The organism is Veillonella parvula DSM 2008, assembly GCF_000024945.1.
GTDB classification, from domain to species: Bacteria; Bacillota; Negativicutes; order Veillonellales; family Veillonellaceae; genus Veillonella; species Veillonella parvula.
In genome coordinates, this window is record NC_013520.1 from 1,893,866 (window position 1) to 1,912,599 (window position 18,734).

The 18,734-nt window shown below is 40.1% G+C and carries 16 protein-coding genes; 7 read left to right on the forward strand and 9 right to left on the reverse strand.

Annotated features, from left to right (window positions below):
• Positions 1-16: 16 nt before the first annotated feature.
• The gene (locus tag VPAR_RS08460; RefSeq protein ID WP_012864879.1) at positions 17-1,402 is read left to right on the forward strand and encodes an S-layer homology domain-containing protein; all 1,386 of its coding nucleotides are present in this window, start codon (positions 17-19) and stop codon (positions 1,400-1,402) included.
• Positions 1,403-1,497: 95 nt separating this feature from the next.
• Here VPAR_RS08460 and VPAR_RS08465 read toward each other — a convergent pair whose 3' ends face one another.
• Both VPAR_RS08465 and VPAR_RS08470 read right to left on the reverse strand, forming a co-directional pair.
• Entirely contained in the window at positions 1,498-2,343 is an 846-nt protein-coding gene (locus tag VPAR_RS08465; RefSeq protein ID WP_004694875.1) for a polysaccharide deacetylase family protein, read from the reverse strand.
• 11 nt (positions 2,344-2,354) lie between these two features.
• On the reverse strand, positions 2,355-4,433 hold the full coding sequence (locus tag VPAR_RS08470; RefSeq protein ID WP_012864880.1) for an OPT family oligopeptide transporter: 2,079 nt from the start codon (positions 4,431-4,433) through the stop codon (positions 2,355-2,357).
• Positions 4,434-4,931: 498 nt separating this feature from the next.
• On the opposite strand from VPAR_RS08470, the gene VPAR_RS08475 reads away from it, so the two are divergent.
• Positions 4,932-6,287 carry a class II fumarate hydratase gene (locus VPAR_RS08475; RefSeq protein WP_012864881.1) on the forward strand — a complete coding sequence of 452 codons (1,356 nt, stop codon included), beginning with the start codon at positions 4,932-4,934 and terminating at the stop codon, positions 6,285-6,287.
• Between the two features lie 97 nt (positions 6,288-6,384).
• Here the strand turns inward: VPAR_RS08475 and VPAR_RS08480 are convergent, their stop codons facing one another.
• From VPAR_RS08480 to VPAR_RS08490, 3 genes are all read right to left on the reverse strand, one after another.
• Positions 6,385-7,566, reverse strand: a complete 1,182-nt coding sequence (locus VPAR_RS08480) for a metallophosphoesterase (protein ID WP_012864882.1) — start codon at positions 7,564-7,566, stop codon at positions 6,385-6,387.
• Between the two features lie 16 nt (positions 7,567-7,582).
• On the reverse strand, positions 7,583-8,680 hold the full coding sequence (gene mutY, locus VPAR_RS08485) for an A/G-specific adenine glycosylase (protein WP_012864883.1): 1,098 nt from the start codon (positions 8,678-8,680) through the stop codon (positions 7,583-7,585).
• Positions 8,681-8,883: 203 nt separating this feature from the next.
• Positions 8,884-9,405: an 8-oxo-dGTP diphosphatase gene (locus VPAR_RS08490; protein ID WP_012864884.1), complete on the reverse strand. Its 522-nt coding sequence runs from the start codon at positions 9,403-9,405 to the stop codon at positions 8,884-8,886.
• A 117-nt stretch (positions 9,406-9,522) separates the two neighbouring features.
• Here VPAR_RS08490 and VPAR_RS08495 point away from each other — a divergent pair, with 117 nt between their 5' ends.
• The 3 genes from VPAR_RS08495 (at position 9,523) to VPAR_RS08505 (ending at position 11,445) form a co-directional block, all read left to right on the forward strand.
• The gene (locus tag VPAR_RS08495; protein ID WP_004698244.1) at positions 9,523-10,296 is read left to right on the forward strand and encodes a DUF4931 domain-containing protein; all 774 of its coding nucleotides are present in this window, start codon (positions 9,523-9,525) and stop codon (positions 10,294-10,296) included.
• A gap of 75 nt (positions 10,297-10,371) precedes the next feature.
• Positions 10,372-11,205, forward strand: coding sequence for a metallophosphoesterase (locus tag VPAR_RS08500; protein ID WP_012864885.1), 834 nt, complete (start codon positions 10,372-10,374; stop codon positions 11,203-11,205).
• Positions 11,206-11,214: 9 nt separating this feature from the next.
• Positions 11,215-11,445 carry a hypothetical protein gene (locus VPAR_RS08505; RefSeq protein ID WP_004698256.1) on the forward strand — a complete coding sequence of 77 codons (231 nt, stop codon included), beginning with the start codon at positions 11,215-11,217 and terminating at the stop codon, positions 11,443-11,445.
• Between the two features lie 243 nt (positions 11,446-11,688).
• Here VPAR_RS08505 and VPAR_RS08510 read toward each other — a convergent pair whose 3' ends face one another.
• The 3 genes from VPAR_RS08510 to crcB all read right to left on the reverse strand — a co-directional run bounded on the left by VPAR_RS08510 (position 11,689) and on the right by crcB (position 16,053).
• Positions 11,689-14,187 (reverse strand): S-layer homology domain-containing protein, encoded by a 2,499-nt coding sequence (locus tag VPAR_RS08510; RefSeq protein ID WP_012864886.1) that lies wholly within the window; start codon positions 14,185-14,187, stop codon positions 11,689-11,691.
• 420 nt (positions 14,188-14,607) lie between these two features.
• Positions 14,608-15,588: a molybdopterin-binding protein gene (locus VPAR_RS08515; RefSeq protein ID WP_012864887.1), complete on the reverse strand. Its 981-nt coding sequence runs from the start codon at positions 15,586-15,588 to the stop codon at positions 14,608-14,610.
• Positions 15,589-15,672: 84 nt separating this feature from the next.
• Entirely contained in the window at positions 15,673-16,053 is a 381-nt protein-coding gene (gene crcB, locus VPAR_RS08520) for a fluoride efflux transporter CrcB (RefSeq protein ID WP_004698140.1), read from the reverse strand.
• A gap of 189 nt (positions 16,054-16,242) precedes the next feature.
• On the opposite strand from crcB, the gene VPAR_RS08525 reads away from it, so the two are divergent.
• Positions 16,243-16,626 (forward strand): helix-turn-helix domain-containing protein, encoded by a 384-nt coding sequence (locus VPAR_RS08525; protein WP_012864888.1) that lies wholly within the window; start codon positions 16,243-16,245, stop codon positions 16,624-16,626.
• Between the two features lie 198 nt (positions 16,627-16,824).
• On the opposite strand, the gene VPAR_RS08530 is transcribed toward VPAR_RS08525, so the two are convergent.
• Positions 16,825-17,532, reverse strand: a complete 708-nt coding sequence (locus tag VPAR_RS08530; protein WP_004694848.1) for a GntR family transcriptional regulator — start codon at positions 17,530-17,532, stop codon at positions 16,825-16,827.
• 208 nt (positions 17,533-17,740) lie between these two features.
• Here VPAR_RS08530 and VPAR_RS08535 point away from each other — a divergent pair, with 208 nt between their 5' ends.
• Entirely contained in the window at positions 17,741-18,682 is a 942-nt protein-coding gene (locus tag VPAR_RS08535; RefSeq protein WP_012864889.1) for a diacylglycerol/lipid kinase family protein, read from the forward strand.
• The last annotated feature ends 52 nt before the right edge of the window (positions 18,683-18,734 follow it).

Sequence of the window (18,734 nt, forward strand, 5' to 3'; positions counted from 1 at the left end):
ATTAGGAAGGATTTTTATGTACAAGAATACCCCTTACGCATTACGTGCCCTCGTGCTCGGCACATTATTGACTACAACAGGCCTTGGTTTTGCTTCTGCAAACACAACCACTACAACTCATGCTCCTGCAACCACTGTTAAATCCACTAAAATGGAAACTACTAGAGCAGATGTAGCTAAAACAGAAGTAGCTAAAATGGATCTTGCTAAAATGGAAGCTACCAAAACCGAAACAGCTAAAATTAAATCTACTAATACTGCATCACCTGCAATTGTAAACACCTCTATTGGTACACCTCAAGATATTCAAAAAATCCGCGCCCACATCTTTACAGATGTGCCTAGTGATTTTTGGGCAGCTAACTCGATTAGCACTGTAACAAAAGCTAACCTAATGAAGGGGTATTCCGATGGTACATTCCGACCTAACCAACCTATGACACGTGAAGAAGTAGCAGCGCTCTTTAACAATATTACGGATGATGGTACGGCCGCCTTTTTATCAAGTAAATTTAAAGATATTACATCTGACCGTTGGTCTGCTCTTGCTATTGAATCTGTAGCGCGCAAGAATATCATCAGCGGATATGGTGATGACACATATAAACCAGAAAAATATATGTCTCGCCAAGAGTTTGCTGTAGTAGCAGATAACTATATCCATTATTTAGGATATACCACTGAAGACCCAACAGTTCTTGATAATATATCCTATGGAGACCAAAAATTCGTGGCTCCTTGGGCACAAGATGCCGTTCGAGAGCTTGCCTATCTTGGGTTCACAAACTACGCTCCAGGTACATTATTTAACCCTGAAAAATATGTAACTCGTGCAGAAGCCGCGGAAATTGCGTACCGCATGACACAAACAGAACAAGCACTTGCCTTCCACAACACATTGTTCAAGCAACAAGTAGAAAATAAAACAGCTAATATCATCGACAAAGCATTAGGCTATGGCAACGATTTCACCAAATTTCGTCAAGATGGGGCTCTCTTCTGGGAGGCAGGCCAATTACATGCATCTTTAACAGATCAAAAGAAAACTGACCTCGTCTCCAAAGCTATTACAGAGGCTCATGATCCACAGCTAGATAGAACTGTAGTCGTGTCAAAAGGTAAATTAAATCAGGCTCAACTAGAGGAGTATCAATCCGATGCCATCGCCCTTTACCAACAAAAAGAACCTAAAGGAAAGATCCTTTCCATCTCCCCAAATACTGATACGAGTGCCCTTCTCATTACCGTTGATTCTATTCAAAAATCGACGTTGAAAGCATTTAAAAAGAAATTCCATGATAATGTATTCTTACAATTACCACCGGAACCGCTTACAAACTCAGATGGAAACATTCAATTCCCATTACCGCCACGCGTAAACTATTATAACGACAAACAATAAAATAGATAAAAAAAAGAACCGCCCCCTTAGGAGCGGTTCTTTTCACAATTAAACAGCTGTTACTATACACACATAATCGAATTTACACAGTTCGATTATTTTTTTGTTACATCATTTTCGCGGTCACGCAAGATACCAACAGGTACATATACTGTACCTGCGCTATGGATTGCATCTACGTCTTGTTGCAAGATCATCACAACGGAATAATCATCTGTTGTGTAGAATTCAGTAGGCATTTTATCGATATTTACATCGCCACCTAATTTATCTTTCACATCTTGATTATTATTAATCGCATTCACCAATTCTTTTTTATTAAGACCACCAAGATCGTACAAGGACAATTGTCGACCTGTTGTGGTGTTAAATGTGAAGCCTTTTACATAGTTTACACCATTGGCATCATGATCACGCATTGTATATGTATGAATCAATACGCTGAAAATACCGTTTTTATCTGTTTTAACATCATAGTACATAACTACATTTGTTTTATCAGATTCTTTAGCATTTAACTTTTCTACATCATTTTGTATTTTAGAAACATACTTTTTGATGGTCGTATTGATTGCTTTTTCTACCGCAGGGCTAACAGATTTAACCTCTGGGAATACTAAATCCAAATGATCTGTAGTAGATTCCACAGGTGATACAGCAACCTCTTTACGATCCATATAACGGTCCGCATTTGGAGCTACCACTTCAACTGCATTACGATCTACTTTAGACGCTTTAGAGCGCAACGCACGATTCTGCTCAGGTGTAGCAGTACTAGAAATACGATATGTTAAATCATTACGATTTACACGTTTCGCATTTGTTTGATTTGCTTGTACATTTACAGTATCTTGTGTTACAGGTATTACTTCGCTTGCTGCGAAGGAGACTACTGGCAATGCAGCAGCCATAATGATGAGTACAGACTGTTTTAATTTCATTGTTTAACCTCTTATTGTTCTTGCTCAGCTTTCATAGCAAGAGCTTCTTCTTTATTGAACTTGTGTGTAACAACACGGCGAACAAGATAGAGACCAGCGAATATGAATGCAAGCAATCCTAACCATTGTGCTGTGCTTTCAAATTCAGGACCTACTAATTCAAGTGGAGCTTCCCCACCACCAGTTGTAACAGACAATACAATAATAACAGCTATGATTACACCAATCAAGCTTTCACCAACGATCAGACCAGAAGCAAAGAGAACACCGCGGCGATTGGATTGCTCTACATCGTAGTCAGCAAGCTCACCGGCACGCATTTTAGCACGAGCTACAAGATAACGACCTACGAAGTAGCTGATGAAAGAACCAATAATAAGTGGTACTTCTAAAGTAGGTGGTAAATAAATACCCATACCAACAGCCAACGGAGGCAATGTTAAGGTAGCAGTTGTGCTCTTGAGAATCAAGTTGACGATAATAGCCACAACACCAACGCCAACACCGATTAAGATATAATCCCAATCCATGCTAGAGTTGAAGATACCTTGCGCAATGGTAGTCATCAAAGTCGCTTGAGGAGCAGATAATGCAGCGTTTGGATCCATTTCAGCACGTGGTAACGCACCTGTGAAACCGTATGCTTGGTAAAGCAAGTTAAGAACTGGAGCAATTGCAATGGCACCGGCTACAGAACCAAGTAACAAGGCAATTTGTTGACGCCAAGGTGTAGCACCAACGAGTTGGCCAGTCTTCAAATCTTGTAAATTATCATTAGAAATAGATGCAATCGCAATAACTACGGATGTCATAAAGATAGCCATAGCGGTAGCGAACTGAACACCTTCTTGTGTAGCAAATAAATTATTTTCCGCTGCGATAAAGTATACAACCAAGGAAGAAATAATAGTCGCTAAAATACCGATACCAGAAATTGGAGAAGCAGATGTACCTATAAGGCCTGCCATATAGCCACATGCTGCAGCTACGAAGAAGCCAATCAATAAAGCTACTACGATACCTACTACAACGAGTGTCCACATTAAACCTGCACTAATAGGTACGACAGATACGAAATCCCAGAATGTAAATACTAATCCAATAAGAATAAGTATGAATACACCTAAAACGGATTTTGTACTCATATCTGTATCCATACGATGCAATTCACGTTCAGCAGAACTGCTATTCATAGATTTTACAGAAATCTTCATGCCTTCGATGATAGGTTTGATTAAGGTAATCAAAGTCCAAATCGCAGCAATACCAATAGCACCAGCACCGATGAAACGAACTTTAGATTTCCAAACAGCCATTGCAAACTTGGCAGTAGCACCGCCATCTGGAGCAAACATATTAGTGAAGTAAGGTACGAAGCCAGCCCACGCGATGAGTACACCAACGAGGATAGCGATACCAGAGGCGATACCAATAAGATAACCAGCACCTAACAACGCTGTAGAGAAGCCCAAAGGAATTTGAGTAATACCTTTGCTACCTACAGGAATCCAGAAGCTCATGCTATCGCCAAGCACTTTGAAACCATTTGCACAAAGGCTAATAAGGCCAGCTACAAAGCCACCGGACACGATATCGGTCATACCGGAGCTAGATTGAGGACCTTGTTCACCATTGTGAGAGCCAACCTTTAAAATTTCTGCTGCTGCACGGCCTTCAGGATATGGTAGATCACTATTCACTACCATGGCACGACGCAATGGGATGGTGAATAATACACCTAGAGAACCACCACAGGCACAGAGCAAAAATGTTTGCCAGAATGGAAAGCCATTCCAATACCCAAGCATGAGTAAACCTGGCAAGATAAAGATAATGGCGGACAATGTACCAGCGGCAGAAGCCTGCGTTTGTACCATGTTATTTTCAAGAACGTTAGAATCCTTGAAAAAACGCAAAATCGCCATTGAAATAATAGCAGCCGGAATGGATGACGAGAACGTCAAACCAACCTTCAAACCAAGATATACGTTAGATGCTGTAAAAATAACAGTAATCAATGCACCAAGTAGCATCCCACGTAACGTCAGTTCCGGCAGATGAAGGTCATGGCTCGTAAAGTCATGTTTCATAAGTACTTACCTCCTCTGTGAAATCATACACTTAAAACAATATACTAAGCTACTTCCATTTTATCGTGTTAAAGCGATGATTTCAATATATATGCGACATTTATAATGTATACATATAAAAGATTATAAATTTAGCTTCCTCCAACAGATATCTTAAAAGGTCTATTCTGTACCCTAAACACTTTATTAGACGTGGTAGCCCTCCAAAAGCCTCCAAAGCCACCCACCCCGCTTCGCGGAGCCGCTAAGTCGTTTTTGGGCTATCGCCTTCTCCCTCTCAGATCAGCATTATATAAAACACATATACAAATAAAATATAAATCATCACATATATATTGTAGGAAGGAGATAGGTGTATATGCGCATTATGCATATACACCTATCAATTATATGAAAATAGAAATCATTCTCTTTTATTCTGTACAAATATACAGGATTTTATATAATTAAAGTACCGACAATAGAGTCGGCATGTCTTTTAAGGAGGTTGTAAACATTATGGAAACAAGAATTGAATATGATTCAATGGGACCAGTCGAAGTCGACGCTAGACGAATTTACGGACCTCAAACGCAACGCTCGTTCAATAACTTTAAGATCGGTGACCACCGTATCCCTATTGAGCAAATCAAAGCGCTTGCGCTTGTAAAAAAAGCATGTGCTTTAACCAATGCAAAGTGTGGCGCAGTAACTGAGGAAAAAGCGAAACTCATCGCTCAAGTAGTAGATGAGATCGTGGACGGCAAATGGGATGAAGAATTTCCATTAACTGTATTCCAAACAGGTTCTGGCACACAAACGAATATGAATGTGAACGAGGTAATCGCTCACCGGGCTAAACAGTTAGATGAAAGCAATCCGCTTCATCCTAACGACGATGTAAACCGCGGCCAAAGTACAAACGATACATTTCCTACGGCAATGCATATCTGTGCGTACTTTGAAATTACAAAACGCGTAATTCCTGCATTGGATGGCCTTATCGAATCCTTTGAAAAATTGCAAAAAAAAGGAAAAGGCTTGCAAAAAGTTGGTCGTACACACCTACAAGATGCTACTTTCATCATGGTGGACCAAGAAATCAGTGCCTTTGTGGACGGTCTAAAAACTGCCAAAACTATGCTCGTTCAAAATGCTGACCACCTCCTCGACGTAGCCCTCGGCGGTACTGCCGTTGGTACAGGTGTGAACACGCCTAAAGGCTATCTAGACGTTATGGAAACTGTATTACCAGAGGTAACAGGCGCTCCATTCCGCGTGAAGAACAACAAATTCCAAGGACTTGCCCTCAAAGATGCGTTCATGATGGCTCACGGGGCACTCAATACGTTAGCTACTACACTATTCAAAATCGCTAATGATGTTCGTTTCTTAGGCTCTGGCCCTCGCTGTGGCTATGGCGAATGGCATCTTCCTGAAAACGAACCGGGCTCCTCCATCATGCCAGGCAAGGTAAATCCTACACAATGTGAAGCCTTGACCATGGTATGCGCCCAAGTATTCGGCCATAATACGACTATGACACTCTGTGCAGGTAGCGGTGCATTCCAATTGAACGTGTACATGCCTATCATGATCTATGACTTTGTTGAAAGCTGTCGCCTCCTTGCAGATGCTATGAATTCGTTCACAACACACTGTATCGACGGCGTAGAATTTGTGCCTGAAAAACTCAACTTCTTCGTAGAACAATCTCTCATGATTGCTACATCCTTAACACCATATATTGGCTACGACAAGAGCGCTAAGGTGGTAAAAGAAGCGTACAAACGCGGTTGCTCTATTAAAGAAATCATCTTGGAAGAAAAACTCATGACCGAAGACGAATTTGCTGAAGCAGTTCGCATGAAATAAAATCTCTCTCATATCTATGACATATCTGTAACATCCTCTCATACCTCAAATGAACGGAAAAAGCCCCGATACATTATGTATCGGGGTTTTCTATTTATTACGCCACTCCATCAAAGAAAGTAATGACTGTAATTTCTCGTGGGCAGTTGATACGGATTGGGAACCAGTGTCCTGTGCCATTATTAACATAGCACACGCTTTGTTCTTGTACATAGCGACCTTTTGTATATGGTGTGCCCGTTGGTACTAATGGCATGCCCATGAATACGATTTGACCTCCGTGTGTATGACCAGATAGAGTCAATGGAATTTTACGTTCAATAGATTCTTCGAAGAATTCAGGGTGATGGGCCAATAGGATAACAAAGGCATAGTCTGGAATTCCAGATAAAGCTTTGTTAATCATGGCTTCTCGGTTATCCTTTTTACGATCGTTATCGTACGCAACGCCCGCAATATATACAGGTTGTTTACCACCCATGATTTGAATATTACTATTCACGAGAATATTCATAGGTGTATTTCGTTTAAGTGAATCCAGTACCTTATTTACATCGTGATGATACTCGTGATTTCCCAAGATAAAGTCAACACCATCAGGGATTTGTTTTGCGAAGGTTGTCAGTCTTTCACAGACTTGCGGCAACCATGCAAGCTTATCAATAAGGTCGCCAGTGATAACAACGCGATTAGGTTTTTGTAAAAGTGCAAGTTTCAGGATTTCATCAAAGTCATCTAAGTCGATACTCGGTCCTATATGAATATCACTAAGTTGTACAATTTTATAGTTTTTCAACCCGGGTGGTAGGTTCGTGTAGCCAAAACTTTCATGAGTTACTACTACCTCTTGTTGACCTGCAAAGGCAGCATAGCTAGAACCACCGATAGTAGCCAACGGCACTATAGTTGCAGCAGTTCTAAAAAAAGCACGACGGCCTGTTCTATTTTCCTCTGGTGTTTTGCTCCAAATCTTATTGATTGTCCAATATAATAGACTAAGTATGATAAATACAGGAATCGCTAGAAATACGCCAAAAAGGAATCCGTAGCTTTCGGTACGGAACATATTCATCAAAGGATAGTACATCGTACCATATAAATCCACTTGATTGAGTATATAGTATCGGATAGCAGCAAACCACGCACCGATAATGATTATATAGCCCACCCAGGCAGGCCATTTCTTTTTGGGCTTCCACAAGTTGAGGAATAGAGCCCAAAATCCTACCAACCCTATTAGGAGGATGGCAGAAAAAGTAATATTAAATAGAATTCTCATTCATTACTCCTACAAATTATTTTGCGATTTCCGTCAATTTACCATGAGGACCCGCCCAAGCATAGTCGGAGAACTCATCACGCTTGATGAGCATCCAGTCCTTTGGCAATTGCTGTTGGATATCTGCAATCGATATATTATTCGCATTCCCTGTGTACGTTAAATCACCGCGGAATGCTTTCATAAACCATTTTCGGTGAGAGAAAATATGTGTTATTTCTTTCACAAGTACTGTTTGCAAAGATAACTCAAAGCCAAGGGGCTGAACTAATTCCTCAAGGCCTCGTTCTCCGTCCTCAAAGGCAGATACCATTTCCACAGATGGAAATTCCCACATGGACCGTAAAAGTCCACGATTCGGCCGTTTATGCAACAAATAATAGCCTTTATAATTCAAGATGCCCACGAATAAAGGCACCTCTACTACCTTTGTTTTCTTGATGCGCACAGGCAGTTTATCTGTATCTTCATGTTGATAGGCAGCGCACATATTTACAATAGGACATTCCCCACAACGCGGCGTTTTTGGAATGCACACAGCAGAGCCAAAGTCCATCAAGGCTTGGTTAAAATCACCAGGTCGATCGTGAGGCAAAGTCTCCTCCACGATGGCTGTAATAGTCTTTTTACCCTTAGTGCTTAAAATATCGTCAAAGATGCGATATAGACGAGCATAGATGCGCAATACATTGCCATCTACAGCCGCTTCTGGTTCGTTGTACGCCATAGATAGTACAGCCCCAGCCGTATAAGAACCTACGCCCTTTAGGGACTCCATGGTTTTACGATCGTGAGGCACGATACCGCCGTAATTTTCAACTACGTCCTTTACACCGAGGCGCAAGTTACGAGCACGGCTATAATAACCAAGCCCTTGCCAAGCATGAACCACCTCATCTTCGGAAGCCTTTGCCAAGTCTTCCAAAGTTGGGAATAGACGCATCCAGTTGTCGTAATAAGGCTTCATCGCCTCAATGCGCGTCTGCTGGCTCATCACCTCGGAAACCCAAATCTTATAAGGGTCCCCACAATCGCGCCACGGCAACTCCCGTTTATGCACATCATACCACGCCAATAGCTGTGGTACCCACTTTGGGTTCTTTTTATCAGTCATATTACCTCAAAATAGTATAAATTACGGAGCATATTACCACTCTCATGGTCATATAGCCCCTTTTTACATTTTAAAATCCACCAAACCATCATCTTGATATTAGTAAATTTATGTTAATAATTAAATAGGTATACACTAAAATTCGTCGGCATAGTATAAAGAATACCTATATTCGACAATATAACGCAAATAATCTATACGTATCAGCCATTAATATACAAATCAATGCGCGCCAAGTGTTCGCTTTCAAGAACGGTATCAACAGTGGTCAAATCCATCTTATCCACCATATTATTATCTCGTCCAAACACAATAGGTCCTTTTAATTTCTTACCTTCTAACAACATCGGCAACCATCTGCGGTCACCATCCCACATATGTTCATAAGGAATTTGATTCGGTTCTAGCCAATGAGGCTCCATTTCGTCTGTTTCCTCTACAGTACCTGTGAAAGTACGCAAGAAATACACATAGCTTACGTGCGTTAAGCTCTCATCAAAAGGAAATTGAAAATCAAAAGCCGCTACACATTCTAAGTCTTCGACACGTCCTTGAAGGCCAGATTCCTCATAGAGTTCACGAATGGCACACTCTCGGAAGCTTTCACCATCATCAAGTTTACCACCGAAACCATTATATTTATTAGCCCCAAAACCACGCTTCTTACGCCCTAGTAATATACGATTTTTTTCATCAATGGGAAATACGAGCGTCGTCGGTTTCATAGGACCTCCTTAGTCACAAAAATAACACACTATTATTATACCATTATTTTATGTACGAATGCGCTAGTTGTGGTATGATTAAGAGTATAGAGTTTCTTGCAAGGAAGGAGGCACATGATGAACAAACCACTTAGATTTAATATCGAATTAGGGCGCACAAAGCCCGTCAATATTCGCAATGAACAAGTGCGTTGTCCCTTCTGTGATCGTTCCAAATTAACGGATATTCTCGATACATCAGGTCATATTATATGGCTCATGAACAAGTATCCTGTATTAGAAAAAACTTGGCCTACCGTCATTATCGAAACGGAAACTGACGAAGGCGAATTTTCTACCTTACCTACAGACGAAGCCGCCCACATTCTCCAATTTGGTCTCGATAAATGGCGCGAAACTCGTCAGCGTAAAGAGTTTAAATCCGTACTCTTCTTCAAAAATTATGGCTATATGTCCGGTGGCTCTATTCGCCATCCTCACAGCCAAATCATAGGGCTTGAGAATTACGATTACCATAAAGATATTACGGCCCAAAATATGGAGGGTTGGCTCTTGCACGAGGATCAAGATGTACGCATCACCTTGTCTACCCATCCGATTATCGGGTTCTTTGAGTACAACATTCGCTTCAAACCAGATGCACCGGTTCGTACTGTAGCCCTTCGACTACAGCAAATTTTGCGCTATGTATTGCATAGTGTAGCAAACTTTAGCCAGTCCTATAATTACTTCGTATATAATCTTGAGGACGGCTATGATTACATCAAGGTAGTGGCGCGTTATGTAACGACGCCCCTCTATGTAGGCTACAAAATTCCTCAAACTTGTGATGAGGGACGAGCTGCTAAAATCAAGCACGATATTACGCCTTATTTTCAAGCTACTAAATAGCTCTAACCATATACCGTATATAATTTGATATATTATTTTATATGGTTTTAACCATACATAATTGAAAGGATTTTTATGAAAGTATTTGCCATCGGCGACCTCCATCTATCTGGCAATCCTCCGACGAAGCCGATGGATATTTTTGGCCCGCACTGGAATGATCACTGGGCCCGCATCAAAGAGCATTGGAATGCCAATGTAAGCGATGAAGACATCGTCTTTCTCGTAGGTGACATGAGCTGGGCGCTCCGTCTCAATGAAGCTGCCTGCGATTTACAAGAAATTGCATCTTTACCTGGTAAAAAATATATGATTCGTGGCAACCATGATTATTGGTGGGCATCAGCAAACAAGATGCATAATCTCATGGGTGACGCTATTACCTTTATACAAGGTCACGGCACCGCAGAAGTTATCCAAACCGAAGAAGGGCCGCGCCTTATTGCATTCGGTGGAACGCGCGCCTACCTCTGTCCTGGAGACTCCCACTTCTCCCCAGAAACGGACCAATCCATTTACGATAGAGAACTGATGCGTACCGAAGCAGCACTACAGGAAATGGATAAGGCAATACATAAAGTACTTGAGGAACTCAGGACGGAAACAAAGGTCTGTATAACAGAATCATCCGGTTCTAAAAAGTCCTATTCACCAACACCTGATTCAATTAGAGATATAGAGAATATTCCTGTAACAAAGTTATTGTTGCTACATTACCCTCCATTTAACGAGTCCAACGCACCTTCGGGCTTTACGGATCTCATGGAGCAATATAACGTAGATATCTGCATTTTTGGCCACTTACACGATCAAATTTCTTTTAACCGGATTCCAAAGGAATTTGGTACGACAAAACTAGAGTTGGTATCTGCAGACTATCTAGATTTTAAGCTAAAGCAAATTATCTAAGGAGAGACCATGAGTCGTATTCATAAAGAACATTTACAAGCTGGCTATATCTTTGGTGACAATGTTAACCAAGAATATATTTACTTGCCTTCTGGTGAGGTAGGCACGGAGCATCCGTTAGCAGTCCTAGAAACACCAACGAAGCGCGAAGATATTACATTGGACGAAGCAGTCCATATGATTGATACCCTAACACTAAAACGTTGTAGCCACCCTACACTAGGTAAAAAATCATTTTAATAACGCCATCAATAATGTAATTAATTGAACAAAATAATAAAATAGCGGATAGTTGACTATAATCTGCACTCCAGAAAAGGATCATAATTTCTGATTTCTGAAAGTGCAGATTGATATTAACTCAACTATCCGCTAGATGAAAAGAGGCTGTTTATCACGGCCTCTTTTGTTTTTTCTTTAGTTTATAAAAGAACTATTTTGTTGTCTTCCTTTTAGTTTAAAAGGTTATTTCAAGACAAGTAATTACTTCGCATTACGCTCGATATGACTACCGTAAACATCTCTGTAATCATTAGTTTGCTTATTGTCTTTATTGTTTACACGAAGTCGTTCTACCTTATGACGGTCATTGTCTTTACCCGAGATTCGATCTACACGAGTGCGATCCAAGTCACGAAGACGAGCCAATTCAGGATTAAATTCGTTAATTGCACGTCCCATTTTGCCATCAATTGGAGCCCCCAATTGTAAAGCACGGTAAATAATCGCAGCATATTCATAACGAGTCATTGCGCGATCGCCTTTAAATTCGCCATCAGGATAGCCTTCAACAAGACCTTTATCAGCCAAGTCTTTTACATATTCATAAGCCCAGTAATTAGCTGGTACATCAGGGAAGTTCACATCTTTCATTTCATACTGAGGAGCCATTCCCATGGATGCCTTCATTTGTTGAATCTCTACATTTTGGGCTTTTACAATGGCCTTTAAGTCTTGAACCTCTTTAGCCAAAGCTACTCTAGATGTAGATACACCATTTTTTTGACCTAATTTCAATGAAACGCCAGCATTGACCATGTTTTCACCGTTACCCATGGATCCAGCTACACTGAACATAGTGTCTTCATTTGGTCTGTAGAAAGCACCTAATGCCATCGCATTTTCACCGGCATAGTTACCGTAACCAGCCGCAAAATTCCATTTATCATCAGGATCAAAATCCAATGGATGAATAGCCGCTAATGCAGCCGCACCAGCACCAACTTTTCCTATTTTGCTATTTAATAGGTTCACACCATTACTAATACCGCTAGTAGCTTGATACAATTGGCTACCGTTAACGGCATCTTTAGATGTAGCGGATACTTCACCATCGGCTACATTAGTGATTTTATTGCCACCATTATTTAGACCTTTATTGTCCAAAGAAACATTACCAAATTTAACTTTATCTACAGATACTTTGTAATCAGTACCACCAGCAGCATTTGTGCTTGTAGTTACAGTTACATTATTACCTGCAGAAATGCTAGTATGTTTTTTAGCTTCTTTTAATGCTTCTGTGGCTAAAGTCTTATTATATTCAATACGACGTTCATGACTTTCGATACGCTCACTATGATTTTCAATTCGAGCATCATGATTATCTACACGATTATCTAAATAATCTAAACGCTTATCTTGATTATCAATACGTTTTTCTTGATTATTCATACGTTCAGTTTGATTTTTTAATTGAATGTCATGATTTTGAATTTGATCTTCATGACGAAGTAAATCAGCATCTTGACGAAGATTTTCTTTAGTTAAACGAGTAATTTGATTATCATGATTTACAATTAATTTATTATGTTTTTCTAATTCTTGACTATGTCCATTTAAAATATCTTCATGTTTTTGTAAGACATCTGTATGATCTTTTAATTTTCGTTCATTGTCGGCAATTTTTTCTTTATTTTTATCGATTTCATTAATATTATTTTGAATTAATGTATTGTGATTATTAAGAATTCCGCCCACTGTATTTGCTACTGCATATAATTGACTACCATTTATAGCATCCGTGCTATCAGAAGATACTTTCCCAGATGCTACATTAATCACCTGACGTTCTTTACCAGATGCACCAACACTCGTAACGCCGTTACGAGCTGACCCTACCCCAGCAAAGCCGGAATAGTTAATACCATTTATATTAGCTTGTGTTTCTGTTGTGGCAGCTCTATCGGTAGATGCATTGCCTAAGAGAACACTATTTCCTTGTGTCGACGTCACATTACTGCCCAGTACATATGTATTTGCCTGTGCTACGTTATTTCTAACCCCAAAAGCGCCAGAATCAATGCCAGAGACAGAATTACTGCTACCAATTCCAACTCCACCACGTGCAGTAATCGTATTACCTGAACCTAGTGCAACAGCATTTGCAGCACCAGCATTAGCATTATTACCTACAGCAGTTGCACTCTCTTCAGTTTTTGCATTATATCCAACAGCTACTGAACGATTTCCCTTTGCTCTAGCATCATTACCATATGCTGAAGAGAAATTACCAGATGCCTCAGCATTAAAGCCAGTAGCGGTACTTGAAATACCACTAGCCTTTGTGCTATTGCCAACCGCTGTAGAACCTTCAGCAGATGCTTTCGCGGATGAACCAAAGGCATTTGAATTACGTCCAGAAGAAACAGATCCATGGCCTATCGCAGTGGCATTCTCGCCTTCCGCCCGTGCACTCCGACCGATAGCATTAGTATTATTAGCGGTTGCCTGCGCACTTCGTCCGATAGCTAGTGAAGTCTCACCAGATGCGGTAGATGACTGACCTACAGCAGTTGAATACGAACCGGATACCGTATTTCTGAAGCCTACTGCCAAACTATGGTCACTGGTAACCGTGTTTTCATCACCAAAGTGACGCGAATACTCTGTCGGATTCCCTTGTGCTTCTGCGTGTAATACAGTTCCCGTGCCTAACGCAAGTAGTATTGCCAATGATAATGCCACTTGTTTGCTTTTCATCGTTTACTATTCCTCCCTACATCTAAAATTATAAATACAACGGATAATATATTATCATTTATAATATATATTCAACAAAACTCAGCATAAAATATGTCCATTATTAAATAATGTATTATCATTATCCTTAACTATTATTGTACTTTAAATATTAAATGAAGTAAACGAAATTTTTAATAAAATCGATAAAAATATCAATTTTATCAATAAATAAAAAATCTACCAAATTCATCATACTATAAATTAATAGCATAGTAACAATATAAGGAGATAAGATTTATCTTATCTCCTTATATTGGCTATATTAACTATATTCATTATATTAGCTATACTAATTATTCCAGTTATATTGTTTAATTTATCTATATTACTTAGAATAGCTATATTAGTTATTCTAGCTAATCTTGTTATACTAGCCTATTAGCCCAAGAATCCTCCATGGCCCATAGCTATACAATCTTCTTTGGTGATTTCATCATCTGCAACGAGACGTGGCACAATTTCATCAAAGGCAGTCGGTTTACTGAATAATACGCCACCTGGTACACCAAGGATTGGTGTGCCATCTGCACAGTAAGCAATGCAAACCATGGACCCTGGTAATACAGGCAAACCATAGGTAACAACGCGATCTGCATAGCGTTTAATCGCGCCAGGTGTTAAATCATCAGGGTCAACGCTCATGCCGCCAGTACAGAAAATGATATCGGCACCCGCCGCTTTTACCTTATCAATAGCCTCCACGATATCATCCGTATTGTCTGTTACAATCTCATGAGCTAACTTTGTGACGCCAAATACAGCACAACGTTCTTCAATGATTGGGGTGAAAGCATCTTTAATACGCCCTTCAAATACTTCAGATCCAGTCGTAACGATACCCATAGTTTTGCGTACGAATGGCTTCACATGTAGTAAAGGCTCGCCGTTAGCAATTTTTTTTGCCGCCTCTACTTGTTGTTCTTCTAACAACAATGGAATACAGCGCATGCCTGCTAGTTTATCACCAGCTTTCACAGGTGTGTTATTAAATCTCGTTACAATAGTCAGCTCACCAATGCTATTGATAGCGTGTAAGCGTTCCACATCAACCTTGAAAAGACCATCTACATCTGCAATGGCTTCAATTTTACCTTGCGCCATAGGGCCATCGTGCATGTTTTCGCCGCCTGCCATATGGTACAAAGCACGAGCTACATCCTCTTCGTGCAAGAACCCCTCATCTTCTGGCTCCATTACAAATACATGTTCCTTGCCAAGATCCAAGAGTTTAGGAATGTCCTCTTCTGTGATAACATGGCCACGGCGGAAGGGCGTGTCTTTCACCTCACCGATGACGATTCTTACGAGATCGTGTAATAATATTTGCCCTACGGCATCTTGTGTTCTAATAGATTTCATAATATCTCCCAAATCATTAATAACAAAATATACTATTGTATAACATCAAAATGTATTTAATACTATTATTCAATATTAATATGTTTAAATAGTACAGAGTAGACGCACTAATAGCATACCAACCCAACAGAGGATTAAGCCCCCTACGACTTGTACTGCACCGTACCATAATGCTTGTACATAGGATTCAGCCATCATAAGCTGTAACATTTCAAAGGCAAAGGTTGAAAAGGTGGTAAATGCACCTAGTCCACCTACAACGAGGAAAAATCTCGCCCATTGAGGTAGATCTGGCTTTTGCATATAAAGGCCTAAGACTAAACCGATAATGAGGCAACCAACGAGGTTTACGACTACCGTACCATACGGAAAAGAGCTGACCTTTGTCATAACCCATTCACCGAGAGCCATACGGCATAAGGCCCCAGTGGCGCCACCGAGGGCAACGGCTATGTATTTTTCCATATTGCCTCCTTTACTCACGATAACATACTAGATGGTATGATCACATTACTATAGCATACATGTAATACTACTTTCACAATTCGTGTAATTATCTGTAATAGCCGATAATTATCTACTTTTCTATATTAGTCAGACGCTAACAATCTCAGTATACTATATTTAGAGAGTAGGGAAAAGGAAGGAGTCCCTATGAACCCCTCGGCTACACCGCTCACCGAACTGCGGATTAACACGTACGAAGACCCGTTTTTACAACATCAATATGTTTGTTTAGGTCATAAAATCGCCATTATTCGTGTATCCCTAAATATGTCTCAACAAGAGTTAGCTCGTCACATTGGTATCAGTCGTAGTTATTTAAGTAAATTAGAATGTGGTACAGGCATCTCGGGCATGTCTTTAGAAATTCTTTTTAAAATCGCTCAAGCCTTTCAAATCAACGTAGGTCAGCTCGTAAGACTGCGTGTTATAGATTATAAAAACTGTAATGCGCACCTAACATCACACTATAAACGACTAGAGCTTCTGAACCACACCAAAAGAACGTCTCGAAACAAAACAAGAACAAACTAATCCGATAGACTAAAAGAACAGTTAATTAAATACAACAAATGATAACTAATTTATATCAAGATGCTCTAAATACTCTAAATGAAAATTGAATTTACTATTCAAAATAACAATCAAAAAAGCTCCGTCAATGGCGGAGCCTCTCATATGTCATTATGCCCATTGCATCAGCATCAGCATCAGCATCAGCATCAGCAGGCATTATACTTCATTAAGTTTTTTATGCTGTACTTCCGCATTTGCTTTTTTGAAGATAAATGCATTGTTGATATGCTGACGCATAGCTGTTTCTGCTGCTACTTCATCGTGGCGTTCAATAGCGTCTACAATTTGGTCATGTTCGTCATCACAGTCATGTGTCCGTACAGCATTGAAAGAACTGATGTACATGTCACGATTAACGCGTTCACGGAAACCTGCTAGATAATCTACAATACGTTCATTGCCAGAGTAATGAGCAATCATTGTATGGAATCGGCTGTTTACATCAACACGTTCTGTGGCATCTTCAATTTCATGCATCTCTTTACAAAGGGTTCTTAGCTCTTGTACTTGCTCAGGTGTAGCATGACGAGCACATAATCTAGCACCAAGTCCTTCCATTACTTCGCGAACTTGGTAAAGTGCTACAATTTCTTCTGGAGTGTCAGCTTTTACAGTAACGCCTTTCCAAGGAACGATAACTACGAGATTATCTTTAGCTAATTTACGGAATGCTTCACGTACAGGTGTAGCACTCACTTGTAATTGTTCTGCAATCTTTACTTCGTTAAGCTTCTCTTGAGGCATCAATTCGCCTGTTAAGATAGCTGTTTTTAATGTTAAATATACTTGTTCACTGAGAGGTAATCTTTCGATAGAATCCACTGCGGACAATTTGTATTTATCTTTTGAACTTTGTCTTCCCATTACTAGCCCCTAAACCTTACTAACCATTCGTGCTTTCAGACTTTCAAAGAACGGTTAAAATGAGTATAATATAGTATACAATATATCTTAGAAAGTATGTTGTGCGAAATTAAGTGCATACATTACAATTATAGAACTCATCATTAAGACTGTCAATTTAACTATAGATAATAGCTATATCTCATTTTTGAAAGTAAGGAAGTATACTATGAGCCGTTGTTTGATTATCATCAACCCTGTCTCAGGAGGCGGCGCAGCGCGCCGTTATGCCCTCGATTTACAATGGAAATTGAGTACCTTGTTCGAAACGATTGAGGTCAAATTCACCAGAGGCGAATGCGATGCTACACGCTTCGCTAAGGACGCTTGTGAACGCGGGTTTGATGCCGTATTCTGCATGGGCGGTGACGGCACTGTTAACGAAACCGTTAACGGTATTGCCCAAGGTGGATTCTCCTGTACCTTTGGGTTTATTCCCGTTGGTACAGTAAATGATATGTCTCGTGCTCTCGGCATTCACCAAAATCCAACGCAAGCTATCAGACGTATCGATATCAATGAAACTCGAACCATTGATATCGGCCGTTGTAATGATCGGTATTTCTGCAATAATATTGCAGCTGGCGTTATTCCTAAGGTTGTGGATGAGGTTACACCAAAGGAAAAAAGCATACTTGGACCTCTCGCGTATTTCTTGAGAGCAGGCCAAGCGTTGTTCACTACAAAGGACTACACGTACCGCATTAAAACAGAGGACGATGATTTCATTTGCAAATCTCCTCTCGTTTTAGCCCTACTTACCAATGTAGTATCTAGCTTTGAGCGTTTTATGCCAGAAGCCTCTGTAGATGATGGTTATATGCGTATCATCATCTTCAAAGAATATTTTATCCTCGATATTCTCAGCGTATTACCACTCATTATCAGTGGTGCCATCTATAACTCTCGTTATACAACGACATTAACTGTGAAAAAAGCTCATATCGAACTTCTATCTGACGTCGATGATTTATCGACCAATATGGATGGTGATGCAGGTCCTGCTATGCCAGTAGACATTGAAGTATTGCCGCGCGTACTCAAAGTATTTGCACCTGCAAAGCATAAAAAGAAAAAAGCCTTAAATCTGCCTAAACTACCACATATATAACAAGTAATTGGTAACACAAAAGCTCTCTATCAACGAATAGAGAGCTTTTGTG